The sequence below is a fragment of the Psychrobacillus glaciei genome (assembly GCF_008973485.1).
Classification (GTDB): domain Bacteria; phylum Bacillota; class Bacilli; order Bacillales_A; family Planococcaceae; genus Psychrobacillus; species Psychrobacillus glaciei.
In genome coordinates this window covers 1,542,652-1,568,375 of sequence record NZ_CP031223.1, presented here as the reverse complement: position 1 = coordinate 1,568,375, position 25,724 = coordinate 1,542,652, and the positions used below count along the sequence as shown (strand labels likewise).

21 protein-coding genes are annotated in these 25,724 nt (G+C 36.3%); all 21 read right to left on the bottom strand.

Annotated elements, in window-relative coordinates:
* Window positions 1-32: 32 nt before the first annotated feature.
* Window positions 33-1,589, bottom strand: a complete 1,557-nt coding sequence (rny, locus tag PB01_RS06980; RefSeq protein ID WP_151699538.1) for a ribonuclease Y — start codon at window positions 1,587-1,589, stop codon at window positions 33-35.
* Window positions 1,590-1,785: 196 nt separating this feature from the next.
* The gene (gene recA, locus PB01_RS06975) at window positions 1,786-2,850 is read right to left on the bottom strand and encodes a recombinase RecA (protein WP_151699537.1); all 1,065 of its coding nucleotides are present in this window, start codon (window positions 2,848-2,850) and stop codon (window positions 1,786-1,788) included.
* Between the two features lie 1,020 nt (window positions 2,851-3,870).
* Entirely contained in the window at window positions 3,871-5,127 is a 1,257-nt protein-coding gene (locus PB01_RS06970; RefSeq protein ID WP_151699536.1) for a competence/damage-inducible protein A, read from the bottom strand.
* A gap of 17 nt (window positions 5,128-5,144) precedes the next feature.
* Window positions 5,145-5,723 (bottom strand): CDP-diacylglycerol--glycerol-3-phosphate 3-phosphatidyltransferase, encoded by a 579-nt coding sequence (gene pgsA / locus PB01_RS06965; RefSeq protein WP_151701995.1) that lies wholly within the window; start codon window positions 5,721-5,723, stop codon window positions 5,145-5,147.
* A gap of 57 nt (window positions 5,724-5,780) precedes the next feature.
* Window positions 5,781-6,650 (bottom strand): helix-turn-helix domain-containing protein, encoded by an 870-nt coding sequence (locus PB01_RS06960; RefSeq protein WP_151699535.1) that lies wholly within the window; start codon window positions 6,648-6,650, stop codon window positions 5,781-5,783.
* A 16-nt stretch (window positions 6,651-6,666) separates the two neighbouring features.
* Entirely contained in the window at window positions 6,667-7,473 is an 807-nt protein-coding gene (locus PB01_RS06955) for a DUF3388 domain-containing protein (RefSeq protein ID WP_151699534.1), read from the bottom strand.
* A 189-nt stretch (window positions 7,474-7,662) separates the two neighbouring features.
* Entirely contained in the window at window positions 7,663-8,394 is a 732-nt protein-coding gene (ymfI, locus tag PB01_RS06950; RefSeq protein ID WP_151699533.1) for an elongation factor P 5-aminopentanone reductase, read from the bottom strand.
* Window positions 8,387-9,691, bottom strand: coding sequence for an EF-P 5-aminopentanol modification-associated protein YfmH (gene yfmH, locus PB01_RS06945; RefSeq protein ID WP_151699532.1), 1,305 nt, complete (start codon window positions 9,689-9,691; stop codon window positions 8,387-8,389). Before yfmH ends, ymfI begins: the two co-directional genes overlap by 8 nt.
* Window positions 9,684-10,961 carry an EF-P 5-aminopentanol modification-associated protein YfmF gene (gene yfmF / locus PB01_RS06940; protein WP_151699531.1) on the bottom strand — a complete coding sequence of 426 codons (1,278 nt, stop codon included), beginning with the start codon at window positions 10,959-10,961 and terminating at the stop codon, window positions 9,684-9,686. Before yfmF ends, yfmH begins: the two co-directional genes overlap by 8 nt.
* Window positions 10,962-11,074: 113 nt before the next feature.
* Entirely contained in the window at window positions 11,075-12,034 is a 960-nt protein-coding gene (locus PB01_RS06935; RefSeq protein WP_151699530.1) for an ABC transporter permease, read from the bottom strand.
* A 1-nt stretch (window position 12,035) separates the two neighbouring features.
* Window positions 12,036-13,082 carry an ABC transporter permease gene (locus tag PB01_RS06930; RefSeq protein WP_151699529.1) on the bottom strand — a complete coding sequence of 349 codons (1,047 nt, stop codon included), beginning with the start codon at window positions 13,080-13,082 and terminating at the stop codon, window positions 12,036-12,038.
* Window positions 13,072-14,622, bottom strand: a complete 1,551-nt coding sequence (locus PB01_RS06925) for an ABC transporter ATP-binding protein (RefSeq protein ID WP_151699528.1) — start codon at window positions 14,620-14,622, stop codon at window positions 13,072-13,074. Before PB01_RS06925 ends, PB01_RS06930 begins: the two co-directional genes overlap by 11 nt.
* Before the next feature lie 254 nt (window positions 14,623-14,876).
* Window positions 14,877-15,953, bottom strand: coding sequence for a BMP family lipoprotein (locus PB01_RS06920; RefSeq protein ID WP_151699527.1), 1,077 nt, complete (start codon window positions 15,951-15,953; stop codon window positions 14,877-14,879).
* A gap of 47 nt (window positions 15,954-16,000) precedes the next feature.
* Window positions 16,001-16,729, bottom strand: a complete 729-nt coding sequence (locus PB01_RS06915; RefSeq protein ID WP_151699526.1) for a GntR family transcriptional regulator — start codon at window positions 16,727-16,729, stop codon at window positions 16,001-16,003.
* Between the two features lie 154 nt (window positions 16,730-16,883).
* Window positions 16,884-19,172 (bottom strand): DNA translocase FtsK, encoded by a 2,289-nt coding sequence (locus PB01_RS06910; RefSeq protein WP_450088455.1) that lies wholly within the window; start codon window positions 19,170-19,172, stop codon window positions 16,884-16,886.
* A gap of 75 nt (window positions 19,173-19,247) precedes the next feature.
* Window positions 19,248-20,915, bottom strand: a complete 1,668-nt coding sequence (locus PB01_RS06905) for a ribonuclease J (RefSeq protein ID WP_151699525.1) — start codon at window positions 20,913-20,915, stop codon at window positions 19,248-19,250.
* Between the two features lie 964 nt (window positions 20,916-21,879).
* Window positions 21,880-22,761 carry a 4-hydroxy-tetrahydrodipicolinate synthase gene (gene dapA / locus PB01_RS06900; protein ID WP_151699524.1) on the bottom strand — a complete coding sequence of 294 codons (882 nt, stop codon included), beginning with the start codon at window positions 22,759-22,761 and terminating at the stop codon, window positions 21,880-21,882.
* 4 nt (window positions 22,762-22,765) lie between these two features.
* Window positions 22,766-23,812 carry an aspartate-semialdehyde dehydrogenase gene (locus PB01_RS06895; protein ID WP_151699523.1) on the bottom strand — a complete coding sequence of 349 codons (1,047 nt, stop codon included), beginning with the start codon at window positions 23,810-23,812 and terminating at the stop codon, window positions 22,766-22,768.
* Between the two features lie 78 nt (window positions 23,813-23,890).
* Window positions 23,891-24,478, bottom strand: coding sequence for a dipicolinate synthase subunit B (locus tag PB01_RS06890; RefSeq protein ID WP_151699522.1), 588 nt, complete (start codon window positions 24,476-24,478; stop codon window positions 23,891-23,893).
* Window positions 24,478-25,275: an NAD(P)-dependent oxidoreductase gene (locus PB01_RS06885; protein WP_151699521.1), complete on the bottom strand. Its 798-nt coding sequence runs from the start codon at window positions 25,273-25,275 to the stop codon at window positions 24,478-24,480. Before PB01_RS06885 ends, PB01_RS06890 begins: the two co-directional genes overlap by 1 nt.
* Window positions 25,272-25,544 carry a YlmC/YmxH family sporulation protein gene (locus PB01_RS06880; protein ID WP_151699520.1) on the bottom strand — a complete coding sequence of 91 codons (273 nt, stop codon included), beginning with the start codon at window positions 25,542-25,544 and terminating at the stop codon, window positions 25,272-25,274. The genes PB01_RS06885 and PB01_RS06880 overlap by 4 nt, the downstream gene beginning before the upstream one ends.
* Window positions 25,545-25,724: the final 180 nt, after the last annotated feature.

Genomic DNA, 25,724 nt, shown 5'->3' with positions numbered 1-25,724 from the left:
AAAAAAGGCTTCTTCACGAAGCCTTTTTTCTATTATTTTGCGTATTCTACCGCTCTAGTTTCCCTAATAACTGTTACTTTAATATGACCAGGATAATCTAGTTCTTCTTCAATTCGTTTACGGATATCTCTTGCCAAACGATGCGCAGTTAAATCATCAATTTGGTCAGGACGAACCATAATACGAATCTCTCTTCCTGCTTGAATTGCGAAAGATTTTTCAACGCCTTCGTAAGATTCTGAAATTTCTTCTAGTTTCTCCAAACGACGAATGTAGTTTTCTAGTGTTTCACTTCTAGCCCCAGGACGAGCAGCAGACAGTGCATCCGCTGCTGCCACCAATACGGCGATAACGGAAGTAGCTTCCGTGTCGCCATGGTGAGAAGCAATACTGTTAATCACGACAGGATGCTCTTTGTACTTGGTTGCTAGTTCTACACCAATTTCTACATGACTTCCTTCCACTTCATGGTCAATTGCTTTCCCAATATCGTGAAGTAAACCCGCACGTCTAGCAAGTGTTACATCTTCTCCGAGCTCTGCTGCGAGTAATCCAGCTAAAAATGCTACTTCAGTAGAATGCTTTAACACATTTTGACCGTAGCTTGTACGATAGCGGAGTCTACCTAAGATCTTCATAAGGTCTGGATGTAGATTGTGAATACCAATGTCAAATGTTGTTTGTTCACCAATCTCGCGGATTTGCTCATCCACTTCTCTTCTAGACTTTTCTACCATTTCTTCAATACGTGCAGGGTGAATACGTCCATCTTGTACTAATTTTTCTAGTGCTAATCGGGCAGTCTCTCTACGTATAGGGTCAAATCCTGATAGAATAACAGCTTCTGGAGTATCATCAATAATTAAATCAATGCCTGTTAAAGTTTCTAACGTACGAATGTTACGACCTTCACGACCAATGATGCGACCTTTCATCTCATCATTTGGTAGATTAACAACGGAAACAGTTGTTTCTGCTACATGATCTGCTGCAAAACGTTGTAATGCCAAGGAAAGAATTTCACGAGATTTTTTGTCCGACTCTTCCTTTGCACGAGTTTCCGACTCTTTTGTCATTACAGCTATGTCAGTTGCAAGTTCATTCTCCACTTCTTGAAGAATAATCGACTTCGCTTCTTCACGTGTTAATGTAGAAACTCTTTCAAGTTCGCTTTTTTGCATTCCAACTAACTCGTCCACTTTACTTTCCTTCTGTTCGATATGCTGTTGCCTTTCGGTTAGAGCATCTTCTTTACGCTCAAGACCTACTTCTCTCTTGTTTAGAGCATCATCCTTACGATCAAGATTCTCTTCTCTTTGTACTAACCGATTTTCCTGTTTTTGCAGTTCCATACGGCGTTCACGGATGTCAGATTCTGCTTCATTTCGTAATTGGTGAGTTTCATCTTTGGCTTCTAAAAGTGCTTCTTTCTTCAAAGCTTCTGCTTCTCGCTTTGCTTCATCTAAGATGAGTGCTGAAGATTGTTTTGCACCGGTCACTTTTGAATCGTTCACTTTTTTCAGATAATTATAACTAACAAGAGCACCGACAAACAGACCAAGCAAAGCGGAGATGATAATTTCTAACATTCGAACACCCCCCTATTGCTATACTTTTTAAAGTTTCAATCGGCACATATATACAATTGCATATATGTATTGCCTATTCATCTTCTATTAAAGAAATTATACAATTTTAATTGTATAGATGTAGAAATACTCTGTCAAGGAAACGAAAGGAATATACAAAAAAAATCTCCCAATAATTGAGAGACTTTTCAATATTTTATTCTTCCGTTAATAATAATTCAAATTCTTCATCATCTTCTTCTACCTCATGTGCAGCAATTGTTAAGGAACTAGCAGTCATTCCCATAGATTCACGTATTTTAGCAGCTATTTCATTCTTAGCTTTCGGATTCTCTTTTAGGAATTGTTTTGCATTTTCTCTACCTTGACCAATGCGTTCTTCATTGTATGCATACCAAGATCCACTTTTTTGTACAATATCCATATCTGAACCAATATCGATAATTTCTCCTTCTTGAGAAATACCTTCGCCGTACATTATATCTACTTCTGCAGTTTTAAACGGAGGTGCTACTTTGTTTTTTACTACTTTAATCTTTGTTTTATTACCTACAATATCAGTTCCTTGTTTAATCGCTTCTGCACGTCTAACTTCTAAACGCACCGAACTATAGAACTTAAGTGCACGTCCACCTGGTGTTACTTCCGGATTTCCAAACATTACACCTACTTTTTCACGAATTTGATTTATGAAAATAGCAATAGTGTTTGATTTGTTAATAGCACCAGAAAGCTTACGTAATGCTTGTGACATTAAACGAGCTTGAAGGCCGATATGTGAATCTCCCATTTCTCCTTCGATTTCTGCTTTCGGTACTAAAGCAGCAACAGAGTCAATTACTAAAATTTCCACAGCACCACTACGTACTAATGCTTCTGCAATTTCAAGTGCTTGCTCTCCTGTATCAGGTTGAGACAAAAGTAACTCATCAATATTTACGCCTAGTTTTTGTGCATAAACTGGATCTAATGCATGCTCTGCATCAATAAAAGCTGCTTGCCCACCAGTTTTTTGTATTTCTGCAATTGCATGAAGAGCTACAGTTGTTTTACCGGAACTTTCTGGACCATATATTTCAATAATACGACCTCTTGGATATCCACCTATTCCTAATGCTGCATCCAGTGCTAAAGAGCCACTAGAAGAAGTAGAAATTTCTCTATCTGTTTTTTCCCCAAGTCTCATGATTGAACCTTTACCAAATTGTTTCTCTATTTGTTTTAAAGCCATTTCTAACGCTGCTTTACGATCATTTGCCAATTGTTTTTCCTCCTCAAAAGAAAGTCTGATTTTATTTCTATCTCTACTATACTAGGTACAAGGGAAATACACAAGAAAAAAGCGAACGTTTATTCGTTATTTTTTCCATCAATTTCATTTTGGAAGCTAAAAACAGCCCAAAATGAAATTTTGAACCGTTTTTGATCCCGAAAATTCTATTTTTGATATGCTGCTTCATGAGTGTTTATTGTCATATCTTTCCAACTAATACATTAAGATTAGAGTACGATTAGTTTTCCGTCTTACTGTAGATATAATGCGCATTAGTTAGTTTTCGCTTTGATTTCCGCTTCAGCCGCTTCGCTTTCGTCGCAAAATTTATTTGCTATTCGGGCAGGAGTCGCCGCCTTACGCTACAATCAACGTGAGTTGCCGGCTATTTAGTGAGTGCTGTCACTTAAATTATGAGCAATCAGGATTCGTTACCACAGGATAGGCGCTTTCGCTCATAAGATGCATGCTTATTTTTTGCTAATCGCAAGATAGCTTCCGTTATGGAAAAATATATGGATATTGTACCTTAATAGGTGTCATCCCATGCCAAATTAAACCTAGGAATAAAGACGTTTGTCTTATAACAAAGCCTTAACTTGGCATGAGATTATTAGTATGGGGTACAAGCAATCAATATATTGCGCAAATGCCTCTTAATGTTGCGAAAAAAGTATCCAATGTTGCTCATAATTTATCAGACAATTGTATCTGGTGTTATTGAATAGTTAGCAAGGTCCTGTGGGATTGTAGCGAAATGGGGGCGACTCCAGCCAGATGAGTGAGACAGATGAGCAATCGCAGGCGAACGCGTAGCGTCGGCGATGGCTCATCGCTCACCCGGCGGAAAGCGTCCGCCATGTAGCGAAAATCCTAGCGGTCACATAATAGAGCCTCTTTAGTGCGCATTATATCTAAAAAGCGAACTGAAACATAAAACTGTAAGCCATCGTCTTGTTTCATTAAATAGAAGAAGATGGATAATCAACAAACTTGAGACTGCTTATGTTAAATTGTTTTAAATCCTTGTTCACGAAGCAATTGGATCAAATAATGGATGGTAAACTTTACTGCTCTCAATCTGTTGGTGTTTCTCGTTCCAGAAAGGTTTAACCTGTATGAAACAGGGGCCAAATCGTTCAAAACAATACCAATCCAAACAGTCCCAGCTGGTTGTCCACCATGGGCATCTGGACCAGCAGCACCTGTAATACCAATCCCAATGTTCGTTCCAAACTTTTCTTTAATACGCATCGCCATGGCTTCTGCACATTCACTAGATACAACACCATATTCGTTAATAGTTTGCTTTTTAACACCGAGTTGCTTCACTTTTATATCTTCGGTGTAGGTAATCATACCACCTACTAATACGGCTCCCATTCCAGGGATAGAAGCAAGCTCTGATTGAAATAATCCTGCTGTCATACTTTCAGCAGCAGAAATAGTTAAATGATTTTCACTTAAAATCTCCTGAAGTTTTGATGCAAGAGAGTCATTATTATATCCATAAACGTATTCCCCTACACGATTGAATACCTCTGTTTGAAGCATTTCAATTTTTTCCCACGCCTCCTCCTCAGTTTCACTTTTAGCAGTAAGACGAAGAGTTACCTCACCATCTGAAGCAAGAGGAGCTAATGTAGGATTTGTTTGATTGTCCAATAAGTCCTGCACTTTTGTTTCGAGTTCCGCTTCGCCAATTCCATAAAAACGCATAACATGCGATAAAATGATTGTTTCTCCATTTAACATTTTTTGAAGTAGCGGCTTCGCTTCAAATTGGAACATTGGCTCCATTTCTTTTGGTGGTCCAGGTAATAGGATATAAGCATGTTTATCTCCCTTAAGCAGCATGCCTGGTGCCATTCCATGCTTATTAGATAGTACAGTGCATCCATCTAATACTAATGCCTGCTTTTTATTGTTTTCTGTCATTTCGCGATTCATTCTTTTGAAAAACTCTTTAATGTATTTTAATGCTTGTTCGTTCATGATTAATTTTTTATTCAAGTATGTAGCGATCGTTTCTTTTGTTAAATCATCTTTAGTTGGACCTAATCCGCCAGTGAAAATGATTAAATCCGCACGTTGTTCTGCTAGTTTAATGGTTTCAAATAATCGTTTGGAATTATCACCCACTACTGTGTGATAATACACATCAATCCCAAGCTCGGCTAATTGAGAAGAAATAAATCGTGCATTTGTATTGGAAATTTGCCCTAATAATAATTCTGAACCAACTGCAATGATCTCTGCTTTCATCGACTCAATCTTCCTTCCTACTTGGAATCCAATAACACTTTACGATTTAAATAGAAGTAATCAAAGCCAGACCATAAAGTAAATGCGAGACAAACATATAACATAATCATGTCAAAAGGGATGGAGAACATCTCAAAGAAAACGTTTCCTAATAACAAGGAAGATATTGCAATGATTTGTGTCCACATTTTAATTTTACCTAACATATTGGCAGCAACAACTTCGCCTTCGTTTGCAAGGATTAAGCGCAGTCCAGTAACTGCAAATTCGCGACTAATTATCAAGATTACTACCCAAGCAGGAGCAATTCCAAACTGGACTAATAGGATGAGTGCAGCTGAAACAAGTAGTTTATCTGCTAGTGGATCTAAAAATTTCCCCATATTCGTTACTAAATTATATTTTCGAGCATAATAGCCATCAATAAAATCTGTAATCGAAGCAATAATAAAAATAATAGCTCCAATTAACTGTCCTATAGGGATAGTTGCACCAAGAAAACTTACATTTCCCCAGTTAAAATCTACAAGCATAAAAAACATAAATATGGGGATTAAAAAAATACGAAACATCGAAATTTGATTGGGAACATTCATTTTCATCTGCATTAAGCTCCTTTCGTTTTTCAAACAAAATAGCCATCTTATAGATGACTATTTGTTGAACTGTATTACTAAATTTTGAGTGGTCTTAGTTGTTGGAAATTCGATTAATTGCTCATTTATATATACCATATTTCCAGGTGTATGACCAACTCGAACACGAATTCGTGATAAAGCACTTGCATCAAACTCAAAAGTTTCTCCAGCATTAACCGCTTTGTCAACTAAAATCTTATTGTCTTGATCCCTAATATTCAACCAAGTATTATTAGCGACTACCACTTTCAGATCGTATTTATCTGCACCAGTTAAGTCATAAGTAGACGTTGGCCCTTGTGTTTCAACAAATGTTACCTGTTGTTCAGGCTTCGTCTCTTCTGTTGTATCAACTACCTCTTCACTAGGATTGTCTTCTTTAGGTGTTTCTTCTTCTACGGGTTTAACCGAACTATTTTCTTCTGTTGGAGGCTTTTTTTCCAACGTTAAAGAGGTATCTACTTCTGTTTTATCTATTTCGTTTTTTGGAGATTTTTGAAATAAAGTCCATAAAATAACGATAATTGCAATAACAAATAGAGCAACGACAATCATTGGAAAAACTTCCATAAACTTATTAGAAGAACGACCACCTATAGACCTTCTAGTAGGTGTTTGTGGAATACTTTTGGAAACATCCTCATTCGATGTAGTAGGAATTTCCGTTTTATACATTTCTAAAAGCTCGTCCCCATTTAAACCAACTGCTTCTGCATATTGTTTTATAAATGCACGCACATAGAAAGAACCCGGCATCGTTTCATAGTTGCCTTCTTCTATTCCTGTCAAATATCTCTTTTGGATTTTTGTGATTTCTTGTAAATCATCAATACTAAACCCTTTTGCTTTCCTCGCTTCTTTTAAGCGAGACCCCAGTTCTGTCAACTAAAACACCTACCCATTAAAAATTAAATCCACCAAATCCGCCAAATCCACTAGTACCTTTGTCGGACATTCCGTGGTTTTTCTCCATCATCTCATACGTAAATTCTTCTTCTGGACTATGACGAAGTTCAATTATATAGTCAAAATCATCAATCGAATACTCGGAATGTTGGATAAACATGTCCGGGTGCTCTACTACTTTAATAGTAGGCATTCGCATCATTTCTCTAACTAACATCTGATGCTTTTCATCATTTGAATTTCTTGTCACAATGCCGTCTAATATGAAAATATTACGATCACTAAACTCATCACCCGCAAGCTGGCTTCTAATTGTTTGCTTAATCATTGTGGATGAAAGAAATATCCATTTCTTATTCGCACATACACTTGCAGCAACAACAGATTCTGTTTTGCCTACACGCGGCATTCCTCTAATTCCGATTAACTTATGACCTTCTTGTTTAAATATTTCTGCCATAAAGTCAACTAGCAATCCTAGTTCATCACGGACAAAACGAAATGTTTTTTTATCATCGGCATCGCGTTGTATATATCTACCATGGCGAACAGCTAGACGATCTCTAAGCTTGGGTTCTCTAAACTTAGTTAATTGAATCGTTTCCATCGTAGAAGCAATATGCTCAAAACGTTCGATATTTTCTTTTTTTTCTGCTTTAATTAGCATGCCACGACGACCTTCGTCCACACCATTAATCGTTACAATATTCACTCTAAGCATACCAAGTAAAGAAGCAATATCTCCAAGAAGTCCTGGGCGATTTATCTGGATATCGTATTCAAAAAACCATTCACTTGCCATAGTATATCTGTCCTCTCTATTTAGATGACGTTATTCGCTCATTATAAGTTCTATCATATCTGATTTTCTAGATGAATAAAAGAAAAAAAGAAAAGAGCAGCAATAACTCTCTTTTCTTTCGTTAGATCAAACTCGCCTTGGCGTATTTTGACTAAATTTAGACGGCAATTAACGCTCGGCAGAATATAGTCAAATATACCATCCACCATTTACTCGGATAATTTGGCCTGTTATATAATTGGCTTTCCCACTAACTAAAAACACCACAGTATTTGCAACATCTTCCGCAGATCCAAATACACCTGCTGGAATTTCCTCCAATAGTAGTTGGCGTACTTTTAGTTCCACATGTTGGTTCATTTTTGTATCTATAAATCCAGGAGCAACTGCATTCACGTTAATTTTTTGCAAAGCCACTTCTTTCGCATATGCTTTTACAAATGCATGCTGGGCACCTTTTGCAGCAGAATATGCCACTTCATAGGATGCACCAGTCTCTCCCCAAATGGAACCTACAAAAACAATAGAAGCATGTTCGTTTTTTCGAAGTTTCGGCGTCAATTGAGTAACTAAAAACATTGGATGCTCCACATGCACTTGAAATAGATGATGAATCTCTTCTAATGAAGTATCTTCCAATCCTTTATACAAACTATGTCCTTGAGCAAAAACAATCGACTGAATCGAAAAAATAGCTGATGCTAATATTTCTACTGATGCTGCGTGACGCATATCTGCTTGTATGAGCATGAATTCCTGTTCTGGGTAAGATGCTTCTAAGTCTTGTAAAAGACGCTTTATACGTGCTTCATTGCTTGCAAAATGCAGGTACAATGACCAGCCAGCCTCTGCGAGTTGATAACTAATCGAATGGCCGATTTCACCTGATGCACCTACCACTAAAGCAAACTTTTTACTCATCGTTCTTTTTCAAATTTGGAATAATTTTAAATACAGAGTGCGTATTTTCATTTTTTAGCGATTCAAAAGCTTCCTTCACTTGTTCCATCGTTAAATTTTCCAAAGCAGGTACTACATCAAATAAATTCATATTGTTAAACGAATACCGTGTAAATTGATTGGCAATATATTCAATAGAATTTAAAGCACGCAAGAAAAATCCGATCTTTTTCCGTGTAATTCGTTTTAAATCTTCCTCTGAAAACTTCCACTCTTTCGAATTGTCTGTAATGGTTTGTTTGACCGCATGAACAAGCATATCAGGATTTATAGAATCGGAGCCAATCATCGTAAAACCATAACCATGTTCCATAGAGTAATCTGCTGAATACGATTCATCGATTAACCCTGTTTCGTATACATTTTGATAAAAGGAGGAAGTTCTTCCGAAAATCATTTCCACTGCCACTTGCATAGAAAGTTCATAATTTAACATTTCTTTGCCAGATATAGTTGTATTATTAGATTTAATCCCAAATATAACTTTTGGTTTTTGTACATCCATTTGCAATGTTCTTTCGGAGATTGCCACAGCGTTTTGCTCATTTGGAAAAAAGCGTTTAATTTCTTGTGGTGGTTCGAATGACTTCGATGCTTGATCTTCCTTAATAAAAGTCATCATTTTTTCTGGATTCACTGCCCCCACAACAAATACAATCATATTTGAAGGGTGGTAAAACGTGTTATAACATTCATACAAATGATCAGCAGTAATTTGTTTTATCGATTCAACAGTTCCTGCGATATCTATTTTTACCGGATGCTCTTTATACATATTCTCAATTGCACCAAAGTATAAACGCCAATCTGGTTGGTCGTCATACATAGTGATTTCCTGGGCAATAATCCCTTTTTCTTTTTCAACAGTTTGTTCAGTAAAATATGGTTGTTGCACAAAATCAAGCAATACTTTCGTATTTTCTAACACAAGGTCTGTGGAAGAAAATAAGTAGGCAGTTCTTGTAAAAGAAGTGAATGCATTAGCAGAAGCACCATTTTCACTAAACTTTTGAAATACATCTCCGTCTTCTTTTTCAAACATCTTATGCTCTAAAAAGTGAGCAATTCCATCTGGCACAATTACAGGTTCCTCTTTACCATGCGGTATAAATTCTCGGTCAACGGATCCATAATTCGTCGTAAATGTTACATAAGTTTTAGAGAATCCTTTTTTAGGTAAAATATATACATTTAAGCCATTAGGTAATTGCTCATGATATAAAGTTTCTTCTAGTTGCTTGAAATATGTTTCATTCATTGTTTGCACCGTCCTTACCAGATAGGAAATAGACAAATTCCTTCTCTATTTTAGAAGCCATTTGTTGTATTTGTTCCTTTGTCACGTTGGACCATTTTTCTACCCATTCTTCTACTTTAAAGTCTTCGTTTAGCTCTTTATATTGATCATAAATATCAATTTGTGCTCGTGCAGAATCTAAAGCTTCTTTTAATTGATTCTTTAACATCGATTTTGTTTGGTTTATTTCTAAGTCTGAAATGTCACCTTTTTGCATAGCTAGTATCTGTTCATCAATTAATTGAACTGCTTTTTCCTGTAAGTTCGAATCAATACCTGCTAATACAAATATTAAACCGTACAAAGAAGAATAATTACTGGATGCATAATAAGCCATACTTTCTTTTTCCCGGACATTCATGAATATTTTTGAATGCGCAAATCCACCTAATATGCCATTTGTCATTTGCATAATTGGGTATTCTTCTGAATAAAAAGTAATCGGAGTATGATAGGCAATATGTAACTTCCCTTGTTTCATGTCTTGTATTTCATGTAAATAATTTGTATCGTTTTTCCCTTGCTTGTTAACTACCTCCGTTGGTAGTTTCTCCGTTCTATTCGAAAATGGAAAATAGTTTTTCATTTTTTCTTTTATCTCTTCGACGTTTATATCCCCAACTATATAAATAGATAACTCATCTTCATGTAATAATTTTTCGTGCATTTCAATTAGTTGGTCATTTGTAATTACTTTTACTTCTGCAACTGTCCCATTTGAAGAAATAGAGGCAGGATGATCGGGACGAATATTTTCAAGTAAACGTTGTTGTGCATATCTTGTTTTATCATCATACATGGATTGAATACGCTCTATCACTTGCTCTTTTTCACGTTTTACTATGGAATCAACAAATTTCCCGTTTACTAAAAGGGGTTTAAAGATTACGGTTGCAAGTAAAGAAAAAACTTCATCAACAACTTTTTCGTTCGATAAATAAGCATCATTCACCGTTTCTGCATTTAACGAAAAAATATGATTGTTCCCCTTTTTGGTTGTATCAAAATATAGTGCCGTTCCATATAGATCATCTAAACGTTTACGAAAATCTGCATTCGAAGGATACACTTCATTACTATATTGAAGGATATTGGAAAGAACTGCTCGAATTGAGGCATCTTTTACTGTTATTGGCTGTTTCCATTTAAATGAGATATTAATTGTTTTAAATTGTTCTGTCGGTCGTACATATAACTTCACACCATGTGCAAGTTCAAACTGCTGAAACATGTTGTTGTCCCCCTTTTTCTTTCTAGTTTAACTCTTTCTTCTCTTCACTATACATGTTCAAAGGATTCCATGACAAACAAAAAGGAACCAAAAGAATTTGGCCCCTAAAAGTTTTATCGTTTTCCTTTAATATACGGTACGCCACTAGCTTTTGGTGCATGTGCTTTACCAATAAACCCTGCAACTGCCAAAATCGTTAAAACATACGGCAAAATATGCAAGAAGTAGCTTGGTACTTGATCGATATAAGGAATTTGACCACCAACAATACTTAGCGCTTGAGCGAAACCAAAGAATAACGCTGCTCCAAGTGCACCAAGTGGATGCCACTTACCGAAAATCATCGCAGCAAGTGCCATGAAACCTTGTCCATTAATAGTAGTATGACTGAATTCTCCAGAGATGGATTGAGAATATACTGCACCACCAATTCCAGCAAGAACACCAGATAATATAACCGCTATATAACGCATTTTTGTTACATTTACTCCCATTGTATCAGCCGCCATTGGATGTTCACCAACAGCACGGAGGCGTAAGCCAAATGGAGTTTTATATATGACAAACCAAGCTCCTATCGCTACTCCAATAGCTAAGATAGATGTAGAATATACATCTTTGAAAAACATCGGTCCAAGGACTGGAATGTCACTTAAAAAAGGAATATCAAATCGAATAAAACGTTCCTGAATGTAGTCTGTTTGACCTTTGCCAAAAATCAGTTTCACAGAAAATAATGCGACTGCAACACCAAGCATATTAATCGCTACTCCGGAGATTGTTTGATCTGCACGGAAAGATATGGAAGCAACTGCATGCATTAAAGAAAATATTGCACACACAACCATTGCTGCAAGAAGTGAAACCCACGGAGTATAAGTTCCAAATACGTCGACGAACTTCAAGTTAAATAGTATACCGATAAATGCACCCATTACCATTAAACCTTCTAGTCCAATATTAACAACACCTGATCGCTCAGAGAAAACCCCACCAATAGCAGTAAAGATAAGTGGTGCGGCATAAAAAATAGCCGCTGGAATGATGAAATATAGAACATCTAAAAAGCTCATACTATTTCGCCTCCTTTTTCTTGTTCATTTTTACAAGGAAATAGCGAATTACGTAACCACAAGCTACGAAGAAAATAATGATTGCTATGACAATCGATACGATCTCAACAGGTATTTCAGCTGCATTTGGCATATTCAAAGATCCAAATTTTAACGCGCCAAATAAAGTTGCACCAAAAATAATCCCAAGTGGTGTATTAGCACCTAACAGAGCTACTGCTATACCATCAAATCCTATTCCGGTGAATCCACCATTAACATTTGCATATTGGAAAGTACCAAGTGCTTCCATCGCTCCTGCGAGTCCTGCAAATGCTCCTGAGATAACCATGGAAAGAATGATATTTTTCTGAACATTCATACCAGCATATTGAGAAGCATTTTTGTTGAATCCAACTGCTTTCAATTCAAAGCCAGTTGTTGTCTTTTCTAAAATAAACCACATGACTAAAACCATTGCAAGTGCAATGAAAATACCATAATGTAATCTAGAATAATCCGTTATACTTTCAAAGAATGCGGATTTTAATGATGCAGTTGGTTTAATGTTCCCTGTATTTTCCCCACCATGAGAAACAACACGGATAAGTGCATTTGTTGTGTGAAGTGCTATATAGTTCATCATAATTGTTACGATAACTTCATGCACTTGTAACTTGGCCTTTAATAGACCTGGAATGAATGCCCACAATGCACCTGCTAAGGCTGCAGCGATAATGGCAAAAGGCAAATGAATATACATTGGGAGATCAAATGCGATTCCAACATACGCAGCCGCAAACCACCCGACAAGTAGTTGACCTTCAACCCCTATATTAAATAACCCCGTACGGAAAGCAAACGCTACCGCTAATCCTGATAATAAGTAAGGGGTTATCTGTCGTATTGTTTCACCCATCGTATATGCATCACCAAAAATACCATTCCATAATGCACTATATCCTGCTATAGGATCATAGCCGCTTACTAACATCACGATTGCTCCAACAAGCAGCCCTAAAATAACAGAAATAACAGGGACAAGTATATTTACTACTCTATTCGACATGCGATTTATCCCCCTGATTTACATCTTTTTCATTTTTTGTTTGTCCAGCCATTAACAAACCAAGCTCTTGCTCCGTTGTTTCTTTTGGCAATAAAGTATCGACAATTTGACCATCATAAATAACTGCTATACGATCCGATACATTCATGACTTCATCTAACTCGAAAGATAGAAGAAGTACCGCTTTTCCTTTATCACGTTGTTCGATTAAGCGTTGATGAATGAATTCGATTGCTCCTACATCCAATCCACGTGTTGGAAGAGCAGCGATTAATAATTCGGGATTTCGAATAACTTCTCGTCCAATAATTGCTTTTTGCTGATTTCCACCTGATAGAGATCGAGCAAGTGTATCTTCCCCTTGCGTACGAACATCAAAGTCAGTAATTATTTTTTGCGCAAGTTCCGATACTTTACCGTAATTAATAATTCCGTTTTTAGAAATTGGAGGGATATAGTATGTTTGTAACGCGATATTATGTCCAATTGAAAAATCGAGAACTAGTCCATGTTTATGTCGATCCTGTGGAATATGACCAACCCCAGCTTCAGTAATAGTACGAGGCTTTTTATTGGTCACATCTTTTCCATTGATGGAAATTGTTCCACTTTTCACTTTACGAAGGCCAGTAATAGCTTCAATTAATTCCGATTGACCGTTTCCATCAATCCCTGCTATCCCCAAAATTTCACCTTTACGTACTGTTAAATTTAACCCTTTGATTTTCTCTACCCCACGATAGTCTGTTACGACTAGGTTTTTCACTATTAATGAATCTTCTGTAGGATGGGCTTCATCTTTTACAGTAGTGAAATCAACTTGTCTACCTACCATTAATGAAGCTAAATCATTTGGATTTGTTTCTGCTGTAATAACGGTTCCAATTCCTACACCTTTACGAATAACTGTCACTCGATCAGAAACATCCATAATTTCCTTGAGCTTATGTGTAATTAAAATAATCGATTTTCCTTCTTGGATCAATCGTTTCATTATTTGAATTAGTTCCGTTATTTCTTGAGGTGTAAGAGAAGCTGTTGGTTCATCGAAAATTAATATTTCTGCTCCTCGATAAAGCGTCTTTAATATTTCAACACGTTGTTGCATACCTACAGATATGTCTTCGATTTTTGCATATGGATCTACTTCTAAACCATACATTTCGGACAATGCCTGGATTTTCTTCGCAGCATCTTTAATATTAAGCATTCCGCTTTTTGTTAGTTCATTTCCTAAAATAATATTTTCAGTAACTGTAAAATTTTCAACAAGCATAAAATGCTGATGAACCATTCCAATGCCAAGATCATTAGCTACATTGGGATCAGTAATGTTAACAGATTTCCCATTAACTTTTATCTCCCCAGCTTCAGGTTGATATAGTCCAAATAGGACGTTCATGAGTGTGGACTTCCCAGCACCATTTTCTCCCAAAAGAGCATGAATTTCTCCCTTTTTTAATTGAAGGGTAATGTTATCATTTGCAACAAACGATCCAAACTCTTTTCGAATACCAAGCATCTCTATTACATAATCCAATGAATTCACTCCCTACTATACTAGTACAAAATTAATACAGGAAAGACTTTAAATTTTTTTATTCAGTCAGTCTATAAAAATACTTCTTGATTGATATTGTTGTCAAACTATTTTACTCCAAACTGAATATGTCCACCTTCAACATTAGATTTTGCATACAACCCAAATAAGACTTTAAATATTTAAAATCTTTCATCTATTAATTAAAATATCATAAAGACCGAATAATTCGGTCTTTATGATGTTTGGCTTACTTATTTTTCCGCTTTTTCAGGTACAACAATTTCTCCAGCAGCAATTTTATCGGAGTATTCTTTCACTTTAGCTAAAACATCATCTGAAATAGCTCCACGTGAGTCAGCAAGACCAACTCCACCTTCAGCTATACCATAAGTAGTTGTTTTACCACCAGGGAAGTTACCATCCATTGCAAGTTTAGCAATTTCTTGTACTGCAACATCTACACGTTTTTGCATAGAAGTAAGTGTTACGTTTTTATCTCCAACTTGACCTTCTGCATATTGGTCAGAGTCAACTCCGATTACCCATACATTAGCATTTGGATCTTTCTTTTTACGTTCTTTTGCTTCAGAAAATACTCCGTTACCAGTACCACCTGCAGCGTGGAAAATAATATCTACGCCTGAAGAATACATACGGTTTGCAGTTGTTTTACCAAGTGCAGCATCATCGAATTTACCTGTATACTGTACATCTACTTTAATACTTGGATCTACAGCTTTAACACCTTCTAAGAACCCAGCTTCAAAACGTTCGATTACTGGAATTTCCATTCCACCTACGAAACCGATTTTTTTAGATTTAGACATAAGAGCAGCTGCAACACCAGCTAGGTATGAACCTTCTTGTTCTTTAAACATTACAGAAGCAACGTTTGGCGCATCAACAATAGAGTCAATTAAAGCAAAGTGATTATCTGGTTTTTGTTCTGCAATTGTAGCAATTGGTTGTTCCATCAAGAAACCAATACCGTATACTACGTCAAAGTTACGACGTGCTAAGCTTGTTAAGTTTGTTGAATAATCAGCATTTCCAGCTGATTGAAGGTAATCGTATCCACCATCACCTTTTTTAAGGCCGTTTTCTTTACCAAACGCTTCAATACCTTCCCAAGCTAATTGGTTGAATGATTTGTCATCAATCCCACCAACATCCGTTACCATTGCTAGTGAGAAATCTTTTGCTTCAGGAGTACCTGTGCTTTCTGACCCTTTAGAAGTTGTTCCTTCATCTTTTGAACCACAAGCTCCAAGGATAGTACCAGCAGCTAATACAAGTGACAGTCCTAATCCAAAATTACGTTTCGTCAAATTGAAAACCTCCATTAATTTTCTTATCAGCAGGAATTTAAATGATTTTACACCCTTTTTCGAACAACATGAAAGCTAAACTTATCTGCTCTAAAATAATTTTTCGAGTATAAAACAACTCGATCATTTTCATCGTAGTGAAGTTGCTTTAATACTAGCAATGAAGTTTCTGGTTCGCAATTCAATGTTGGTGAAGCAACTTCATGATATCCCACTGGATCAATGAAAGCTACTGCATGTGATACACGAATGTCTCCAGATTCCTCTAAAGCAGAAAAAATGGAACCTTCTTCTCTAACGAGAAAATCATTTGGCAAATATTGTTCTGGAACTTTATCGATACAATATACAACTGGCTCACCATTTGCTGTACGTACTCGTTCCATAGAAATAATAGATTGTTCTTCGTTGCATTGAAAGCGTTCTAAATCATCTTTAGAAGGAAGCGTTTGCAAAGAACTTAAATAAATCGTACCCGGTTCCATACCAACACTCCGAATCATGGATGAAACACTTGAGAGTTGCTCAATTCCTGAAGTAAACACGGGTTTTGAATTCACAAATGTTCCAACGCCATGTCTTCTCATAATGACATTTTCTTCTTCCAATAAACGAAGCGCTTCTCGTAAAGTTGCACGACTTACTCCAAGTGATTTAGCTAATTCAAATTCAGAAGGAAGTTTTTCCTTTTCTTTGAAAATGCCTTTTTCAATGTCTTTTTTTAGACGGTCAATTACTTGAAGATATAAATGACGATTGTCCACTTTGATTGTCAACGAAAACACCACCATTTTATAGAGATCAGACCTCTGATGTAAAACATTCCTACTAATCAGTCATACTATACCATTATTAATGATTGAAATAAATACTTTTATTCTTATTTTAAAAAAGATTTAATCATAATTTCATTTGACTGTAATCATTTCGTCATGTAAGGTCGTGATCTAATGGGTATTTTGGAGCAAGTACCTGCCGAGGCTTACTACCTTCGTAAGGTCCCACTACTCCATTCATTTCCAACTGATCAATAATTCTTGCAGCTCTGGAATATCCAATTCTAAAGCGACGTTGCAATAAAGAAACCGATGCAGTCTGCATTTCCGTAACTAATTGAACTACATCATCATACAGGTCGTCACGATCCATTTGTTCTTCCGAATCTGAAGTTTCTTCTGGAATCATCTCTTCTTGATAGTTTGCTTTTTGCTGTTCAATAACAAAGTCAACTACCCTCTCTACTTCCGCATCAGATAAATAAGCACCTTGAACTCGAACTGGCTTAGAGCTACCCGCTGGCAAAAATAACATATCTCCTCGACCCAGTAACTTTTCAGCACCTCCCATATCTAATATGGTGCGTGAATCAATTGCAGAAGACACTGCAAATGCAATTCTGGAAGGAATATTTGCTTTTATAATACCAGTTATTACATCCACACTCGGTCTCTGTGTGGCGATAATTAAATGTATACCTGCAGCTCGTGCCATTTGTGCAAGCCTAGTAATGGAATCCTCTACATCACTTGAAGCAACCATCATTAAGTCAGCTAGCTCGTCTACAATAACAACAATATAAGGAAGTTTTGGATGTTTTTCCTCGTTTTCTTCATTCCATTTATCAATATGCTCGTTATATCCCTCCATATTACGAGTACCTGTATGAGAGAATAGATCATATCTTCTTTCCATTTCAGAAACAATTTTCTTCAATGCTTGAGAAGCTTTTCTTGGATCTGTTACGACAGGTGCTAATAGATGTGGAATCCCATTGTATACATTTAACTCCACCATTTTTGGATCAATCATCATCATTTTTACTTCATGAGGTTTCGCACGCATCATAATACTAACAATAATCCCATTAATACAAACACTTTTCCCACTACCTGTCGAGCCAGCAACGAGTAAATGAGGCATCTTGTTCAGTTCAGCTAATACTGCTTGACCAGTAACATCTCGCCCGAATCCTATTAATAGTTTTAAATTCGGCTTATTATTTTCTTCAGATTCCAGTACTTCACTTAAACTTACAATCGCTACTTCTTTGTTTGGTACTTCTATACCAACTGCTGATTTTCCGGGAATTGGGGCTTCAATTCGTATGTCTCTTGCAGCGAGGGCTAATGCCAAATCATCGTGCAAACTGACAATACGACTTACCTTAACTCCTACATCCGGTAGTACTTCATATTTTGTTACAGCAGGTCCTAAATGTACTTGTGTAACTTTGGCCTTTACTCCAAAACTTAAAAATGTTTGTTCTAATTTCTTGGCGTTTGCCTGAATGGCATTTAACTCACCACTTTGATCGCTATGAGCAGGCGCATCTAAAAGCGTGATTGCTGGTAGTTGATAATCTTCGTTCTCTACAACTTCTGAAACTATATTTATTTCAATTGGTTCAGGAGAAGGTTCAACAGGTACTTCTCTTTTTGAAATACGTTCCGTAAATGCAGAAATGATTGGAGCAGAATCTACTACTATTTCCTCTATACGAATTGTCTCTTCTTCATGTGTTGTAACCGCTTCTTCTTGCGCAATCTCTTTTTTGGATCTCCTTGCTTTTCTCTCAGAAATAGCTGGTTTCTTTTTTTTCTTCCTATTTATTATTATGTCTTTTATTTTGGGTGATAAATCTACTAAATATGGGACGAGTGCTTTTCCTGTTATTAGGACTAGTCCAATTAGTAGCAATAGCCAACCAGCAATTTTGGCACCTGAAGAGTCAAATAGAACATGGAACGATGCAAAAAGGATTGCTCCAATCATTCCCCCACCTAAAGAACTTCTTCTATCTACAATCCCTCCACTTTCCACTAAAATCCTATAACTTTCTCTTAGGACAGAATTGGTCACTAATGCCTTCCCTTGAAATAATTGTTCGAAAAGAGCTAAGTGGCTAAATAGCAAAAGGCTACTTAACAAAAAGGCAAAACCTAATAATAGTCGATGATTCCAAGATGGAAACGTTTGCTTAATCATAACAATAAGTGCAATAACAATTAATAAAAAAGGAATAGCAATATGCCAATTACCAAAGAAAAAATAACCTATATACGCCAATCCTCTACCAACTAGACCATATTCAAAAAAAGAAATAATGGCAATTCCAATTACAATCAATCCCACGATTTCATACATTAGTGGATGCATTGATTGCTTGTTTGTTTTTTTGGTTGGTCTTTTTAATGTTTTTCTTTTCTTCTTCTGGGCCAAAATAGTCACCTGCTTTCCTTTAAAAGATAAAAAGGATTTCCTATCCGCTTACGGAAGGAAATCCTCACACTCCTATTAATATTCCATAATAATCGGGATGATCATTGGACGTCTTTTTGTTTGTTGGAATAAATATGAGTTTAGCGTATCGCGGATTTCTTGTTTAATGTTTGTCCATTCAAACGTTTCTTTATTCACATATTTTTCAACAATCGTTCTGACAAGCTTAGCTGATTCATCCATTAACGCTTCAGATTCCCTTACGTAAACGAATCCTCTCGAAAGAATTTCTGGGCCAGATGCAATTTTCTTTTGCGCACGATTTAGGGTCACTACTACTATAAAAATTCCATCTTGCGAGAGCAGCTTACGATCACGAAGTACAATATTACCTACATCACCTATGCCAATCCCATCAATTAATACATTCCCAGCCTGTACCCTTCCACTCATTCTCATCTTGCCATTTTTATATTCAACAATATCACCCTTGTCCGCAATAAAAATTTCAGATTTCGTCATGCCTATAGCTTGAGCTAGTTTTGAGTGTGCAATTAACATACGATATTCGCCTTGAATTGGAATAAAATAGGTTGGTCTTGTTAAGTTTAACATCATTTTTAAATCTTCTTGGCTACCATGTCCAGATACATGAACATTTTTGCTGGATGTCAGTACTTTCGCCCCAGCCTTTGCAAGTTGGTTCATTGTTTGAAACATGCTTACTTCCATTCCAGGTGATGGTGTAAACGTGATTAATACTGTATCTGTATCTTTTATTTTAATATCTTTATGGTGTTTGCGAACTATTTTTTCTAACGCTTCCAGCGGCTCTCCTTGATTACCAGATAAGATGACTACAATTTCATCATCATTGTACTTTGATATTTCTCTAATAGGAATAATTGTTTCTTCATCAACAGTAAAGTAACCTAAATCTAATCCAATTTCAAAAATATTTTCTAAGCTTTTCCCTGCAATTGCTACCTTTTTACCTGTCTCTTTTGCTTTATCGAATACTTGTTGAATTCGAATAAAGTTAGAAGCATATAAAGACACGAGAATACGACCTCGAGCAGCGTGGAATGTTTCTAATAATTGGTTTTCAATAACTGCCTCTGATGTCGTATATCCTGGTCTTTCTGCTTCCGTTGAATCCGATAGTAATATAAATACGCCTTCTTCACCTAGGCTAGCAATTTTCGCGATATCCGGACGGTATTTTCCTTTTGCAGATTGGTCGAATTTAAATTCTCCCGTATGCACAATGGCACCTTCTGAAGTATGAAATACAATACCAAATGAATCTGGAATACTATGTGTTGTGTGAAAGAATGTCACATAAGTGCTCTGGAAATTCATCCGGCTTTTATTTGTAACCTCAAAATATTTAACTGATTGCTTTGTAGGTAGCGCTTTTAAATGCGTCTTAGCTAGTGCAATCGTTAACTTTGAACCATACACAGGGGCTTGAATTTTTTGTAATAAATAAGCAATAGATCCTATGGAATCTTCGTGTCCATGTGTCAAAAATATTCCTTTTACGCGATTTTTATTTTCTTCTAAGTAAGTTATATCCGGTATGACAATATCTATACCCAGCATTTCATTTTCTGGGAACATTAGTCCACTGTCTACTACAAATATTTCTTCGTCAATTTCTACTACGTACATTGCTTTTCCGATTTCCCCTACTCCACCGAGGGGGATGATTCGAATAAGTTCATTTTTTACTTTTACCAATTGTTTTCCTCCTATATTTAACCCGATCAACATCCACTTATTTTCATTATATCGAACGATGACGATTCACACAATAATAAAAGCACAAAGCATTTATTTTGCTCGTCCAGAATACGTACTTCATAAGAAAAAGCTAGCTCCCTTTAAGTACATTCGGTTTGGTTAATGAGAGATCAGATACTTACTTATTCTTTTAAAAGCCGACGAAGAGTCAATTTCGTCCGTTCTGCACTTCTTTATCAATAAATTCTATCTATTTTTTTCTTTTACCACAGGGTCACTGATATTATAAAGTCCAAACAACCAACTAAAAAGTTAAAAACTGGCTTAGAGCAACTAATTGCAAGGTGAAAGCAACCATTTCTCTAAGTAAAGAGTTAAATTTTAGTGAGACTCTCGGAAAGCGGCCGACTGCAGAGGATATAAAACTGTTGATGGTATAAAAATTTATATCCAAATTCTAAGAAAAACGCTAACGCCCTTTAAGTGCTCTTGTCTTTTCTATTCCCAGAGTACTTTGGACGAATTATCGCTACACTATTAGCAGTGTTTTTTTGTGGATCGTGAAGTGACTGCGTCACTTCACGATCCATTTTTTTCAGTAATCTTGTGGCGGATGTTTGACCGTCGCCCTCTTGGAATATGTAGAGACAAGGTGCGTAAGGTTTATTTAATGAGAGAATAAATCCTTTCCTATTCTTTTAAAAGCGGACGAAGATGCAATTTCGTCCGCTCAGCGCTTCTTTATAGATAGATACTATCTATTTTTCTCTAGTACCACCTACTCTAATCATACAGGCACTGATTCATGTACACTGTGGACGTTAAAACTAAAAAAATCAAGATCAAACTCTTGAAATTCTACTATGAATACTTACTATTACTGGATTACTAGCATCCAAGATTCATATACTTTCTTATCTTGTAAAAAAAGACTGAAACAGAAGCTTCAGTCTTTTTTTACTTATTTACTTAGTATATATTCATCCCATATTTGATCAAAACTTGTTTTTTCCTCTTCCGTCATTTCAACCATTGGAAGACGCAGAGAACCTACATTTACCCCTACTTTAGATAGGGCATATTTTACTACAACAGGATTTGGATGTTGAAACAATCCATTAATAACTGGTAAAATCCGTTGATGAATTTTTGCTGCGTGTTTATGGTCCCCATCATGAAATGCATGAATCATTTCTTGTATATCTTTTCCGATAACATGTGAGGCAACTGAAATGATTCCAGTTCCTCCTATTGCCAATAATGGTAATGTCAATGCATCATCTCCACTGTAAACTAGGAAATCTTCTTCTGTATTTGCCAAAATTTTCGTCATTTGATCCAAACTACCACTAGCTTCTTTTACAACTTGAATTGAGGGGTTTTTACTCAATTCGACAATTGTATCAGCCTCTAAATTTACTCCAGATCGACCTGGAATATTATACAACACAATTGGCAGATTGGTTGCGTTTGCAATTGCTTCAAAATGTGCAATCATTCCTCGTTGATTGGGTTTATTGTAATATGGCGTTACAATCATAATTGCTTCTACACCTAGTGCTTCTGCTTTTAGGGATAAATCAATCGAATCAGCTGTATTATTACTGCCTGTTCCTGCAATGACAGGAATCCTTTTATTTACTTTTTCCACAACAAATTGGATCAATTTCAGTTTTTCAGATGTAGATAATGTTGGGGATTCTCCAGTAGTTCCACAAACAACTAGAGAATCTGTTCCAGTAGAAATTAAATGCTCAACTAATTTTTCAGTTGCAATATAATCAATATAACCATCCGCTTGAAATGGAGTAACCATTGCTGTAGAAACTTGACCTAAATTCATTTCGTTACACCTCTTTTAATATACCTTCTTCAATCAAAGCTTCTGCAATCTGAATGGAATTTAATGCCGCACCTTTCAATAAGTTATCAGAAACAATCCACATATGGAAGCCTTTACTGTTTGATGGGTCTTTTCTAATACGCCCGACAAAAACCTCATCTTTGTCCTCTACAAAATAAGGCATTGGATATTGTTGTTGCTCCGGTTTGTCTTGGACGGTAATTCCTGCTGAATTTGACAGCAATTCTTTTAACTCATCTACTGATACATTCTCTCTATCTACTTCTAGATAAACTGATTCTGAATGACCTGTAACTACTGGCACTCGTACACAAGTTGCGGCAATCGAAAGCTCGGGCATCGACATAATTTTCTTCGTTTCATTCATCATTTTATGTTCTTCAAATGTAAATCCATCTTCGCCAAATATATCAATTTGGGGAATCACATTTCCTGCAATAGGATAATGTTTTTCTGAACTTTTGACAGGTAAAATATGAGGGTTTGGATTCTTCTCTTTCATATTTGTGCTTTGCGCTGTAAGTTCGTTAATAGCTGCTACGCCTGCACCTGACACTGCTTGATAAGTAGAAACAATTACTTTAGTTAACCCGTAATGCTGCTTTATCGGCTCTAATGCGCAAACCATCTGAATAGTAGAACAATTAGGGTTAGCAATGATCCCTTTTTGCTCATGTAAGGCATGTTTGTTCACTTCTGGTACAACAAGCGGAACATCCTTATCCATGCGGAAAGCACTTGTATTATCAATTACAATCGCACCTCTACTACTAGCTTCTTTTGCTAATTCTTTAGAAATGGAACCTCCAGCAGAGAAAAAAGCTACGTCAACCCCTTGAAAAGCTTCTGGTGTAGCCTCTTCAATTGTATATAGGAAACCATTAACTTCAACTTGTTTACCTGCTGAATTCTTTGAAGCAAGTAGTTTTAAATTTCTAAAAGGAAAACTTCTCTCTACCAATTTTTCGATAATCTTTTGACCAACTGCTCCTGTTGCTCCCACTATTGCTACTGTATAACCTTCTGACATGAATAGCTCTCCTCTCAAATCAAAACATAATGGCGATATTGTATCATATTATACATGATAATACATCATCTTTAATATTTATAATGAATGGCCAATAAGTATTGGCTGTAATTGCCGAGATTGAATGGCATGTTCTACTGTTGGGATTATTTTTGTAAAGTCCGCTATTAATGAATTTGGTTTTTTATGAGGATTATCTTGACCAAAGGGGATAAAATAAATATTTTTGGTGGAAAGGAGCTTCATAATATTCATTCCATTTAAACCAAGCGCATCGTTCGTTGAGATACCAAGTACGACTGGTTTTCCATTTCGCAAGGTTGCTTTAGCAGCCATTAATACAGGAGAATCTGTTTGCGCATTTGCAAGCTTGCTAATCGAATTTCCCGTCATCGGAGCGATAACCATGCAATCGAGTGGATTGGTCGGACCAAATGGTTCAGCTTCGACAATTTTTGAGACGACTTTGCTGCCACTTGCCGTTTCAATTTTTTCAATCCATTCTTCCCCTGTTCCAAATCGAGTTGCTGCCGTTAATACAGAGTACGTAATAATTGGAACGACGGTTGCACCGATATCTGTAAACTGTCTTATCATTGGAATTACTTCCTCATAGGTACAATGAGAAGCGGTTATTCCAAGACCTATTCGAAGACCATTTAACACTATTTTTCCTCCTCCAGTAAAGCTAATTGATTTTGAACCGACCTAGCTATTATATAGCCGGCATCTTGGGGGAAATACATCCCCGGCAAGCTAGTAGGGTTCACATAATTAGCTGCAGTTTCCTCACTATTTAAAAGGCAACCCGGTTTAGAAGCCAGATCGTATACTTTAGTGAAATGCAAAGCTTTTGTATTTTCTAGCCATTTAAAAGGTATGGTATTTATTAAATAAGCTTTTTGTTCTTTTTGCTTCTGTATTAAATTTTCTAACGCTTCTATTTGATACCCATAACTTTTTGCTTCAAATAGCTGATTTTCGGATCGTACAGAAATAATCACTTTCGCTCCTAGGTGATGTAGCGCAAATGCTAGTCTTTTACCAACTCTTCCATACCCAGTGATGATAAATTGTTTATTATACAATGACTGTTTTTCATTCAAATAAAAGTAGTTAATAAAGCCTTCAGCAGTTAAATTTGCATTATCCCATATCCACTGTTCATCTTCTAAATAATTAAATACCTTTCGTTTCTGAGTTTCATATTCCTGTTCTAATTCTTTGAATTTCTTTCCAACAAAAAGAATTTCACATATTTTTGGTAAATTTAATGGACATTTCATTTCCATTTCTTGAATTGGAAAAAACACTATTTGCGGCTGAAATTGATGAATTTTTTTTACTAATTTATCATCCCATACCATTGTTGAAAATAACTTAACTTCGAGACTACTGGACAATTCTTCCTGCAAGTACCGTAATCTATCATCCGTTCCGATGATGACACATTTTTTATTCATGAGTATCCACTATCGTCATTAAAAGAATCCGTTTCATTGAACAAAATACGGTCTTTCCCTATAAGAATAATCTCTTTCCAAGAAATAAATTCTTTTTTCTTGTTTGCTTTATTCGCTTGAAAAAAAGAAGCTGTCTTCAGGGATACTTCAAACCCTTCAATTTTTCCAGTAGCTGGATCAAAAAGCAACTCGGTATTTGCGAGTTTTCCGTATCTTGCACCATCTTTTACTTGAATAAGCTCTTTTTCAGCAAGTTCCGAAAGTAACAACCTTTCCCCTCCCCTATCTATATTTCTACTTATGTATATGCCTTTTAGCCAAACAAAGTGAATAAGAAAAGCAGATTTGCTTTGGATAGAAACAATCACGCCTGTTGGTTTTCCGCATTACTACATTTTAGTGAAAAGGTTCATAGAATCCATTTGCATTTACACGTCGTCGTTTTACTT

Coding starts and splice junctions, on each gene's coding strand:
- PB01_RS06935 (WP_151699530.1), bottom strand. CDS start 12,034: ATGAGCTTTTTAGATGTTCTATATTTCATCATTCCAGCGGCTATTTTT.
- rny (WP_151699538.1), bottom strand. CDS start 1,589: ATGTTAGAAATTATCATCTCCGCTTTGCTTGGTCTGTTTGTCGGTGCT.
- yfmF (WP_151699531.1), bottom strand. CDS start 10,961: ATGTTTCAGCAGTTTGAACTTGCACATGGTGTGAAGTTATATGTACGA.
- PB01_RS06895 (WP_151699523.1), bottom strand. CDS start 23,812: ATGTCAGAAGGTTATACAGTAGCAATAGTGGGAGCAACAGGAGCAGTT.
- yfmH (WP_151699532.1), bottom strand. CDS start 9,691: ATGAATGAAACATATTTCAAGCAACTAGAAGAAACTTTATATCATGAG.
- dapA (WP_151699524.1), bottom strand. CDS start 22,761: ATGAATTTAGGTCAAGTTTCTACAGCAATGGTTACTCCATTTCAAGCG.
- PB01_RS06885 (WP_151699521.1), bottom strand. CDS start 25,275: ATGAATAAAAAATGTGTCATCATCGGAACGGATGATAGATTACGGTAC.
- PB01_RS06970 (WP_151699536.1), bottom strand. CDS start 5,127: ATGAAAGCAGAGATCATTGCAGTTGGTTCAGAATTATTATTAGGGCAA.
- PB01_RS06955 (WP_151699534.1), bottom strand. CDS start 7,473: ATGGCAAGTGAATGGTTTTTTGAATACGATATCCAGATAAATCGCCCA.
- PB01_RS06930 (WP_151699529.1), bottom strand. CDS start 13,082: ATGTCGAATAGAGTAGTAAATATACTTGTCCCTGTTATTTCTGTTATT.
- pgsA (WP_151701995.1), bottom strand. CDS start 5,723: ATGAATGTTCCCAATCAAATTTCGATGTTTCGTATTTTTTTAATCCCC.
- ymfI (WP_151699533.1), bottom strand. CDS start 8,394: ATGAGTAAAAAGTTTGCTTTAGTGGTAGGTGCATCAGGTGAAATCGGC.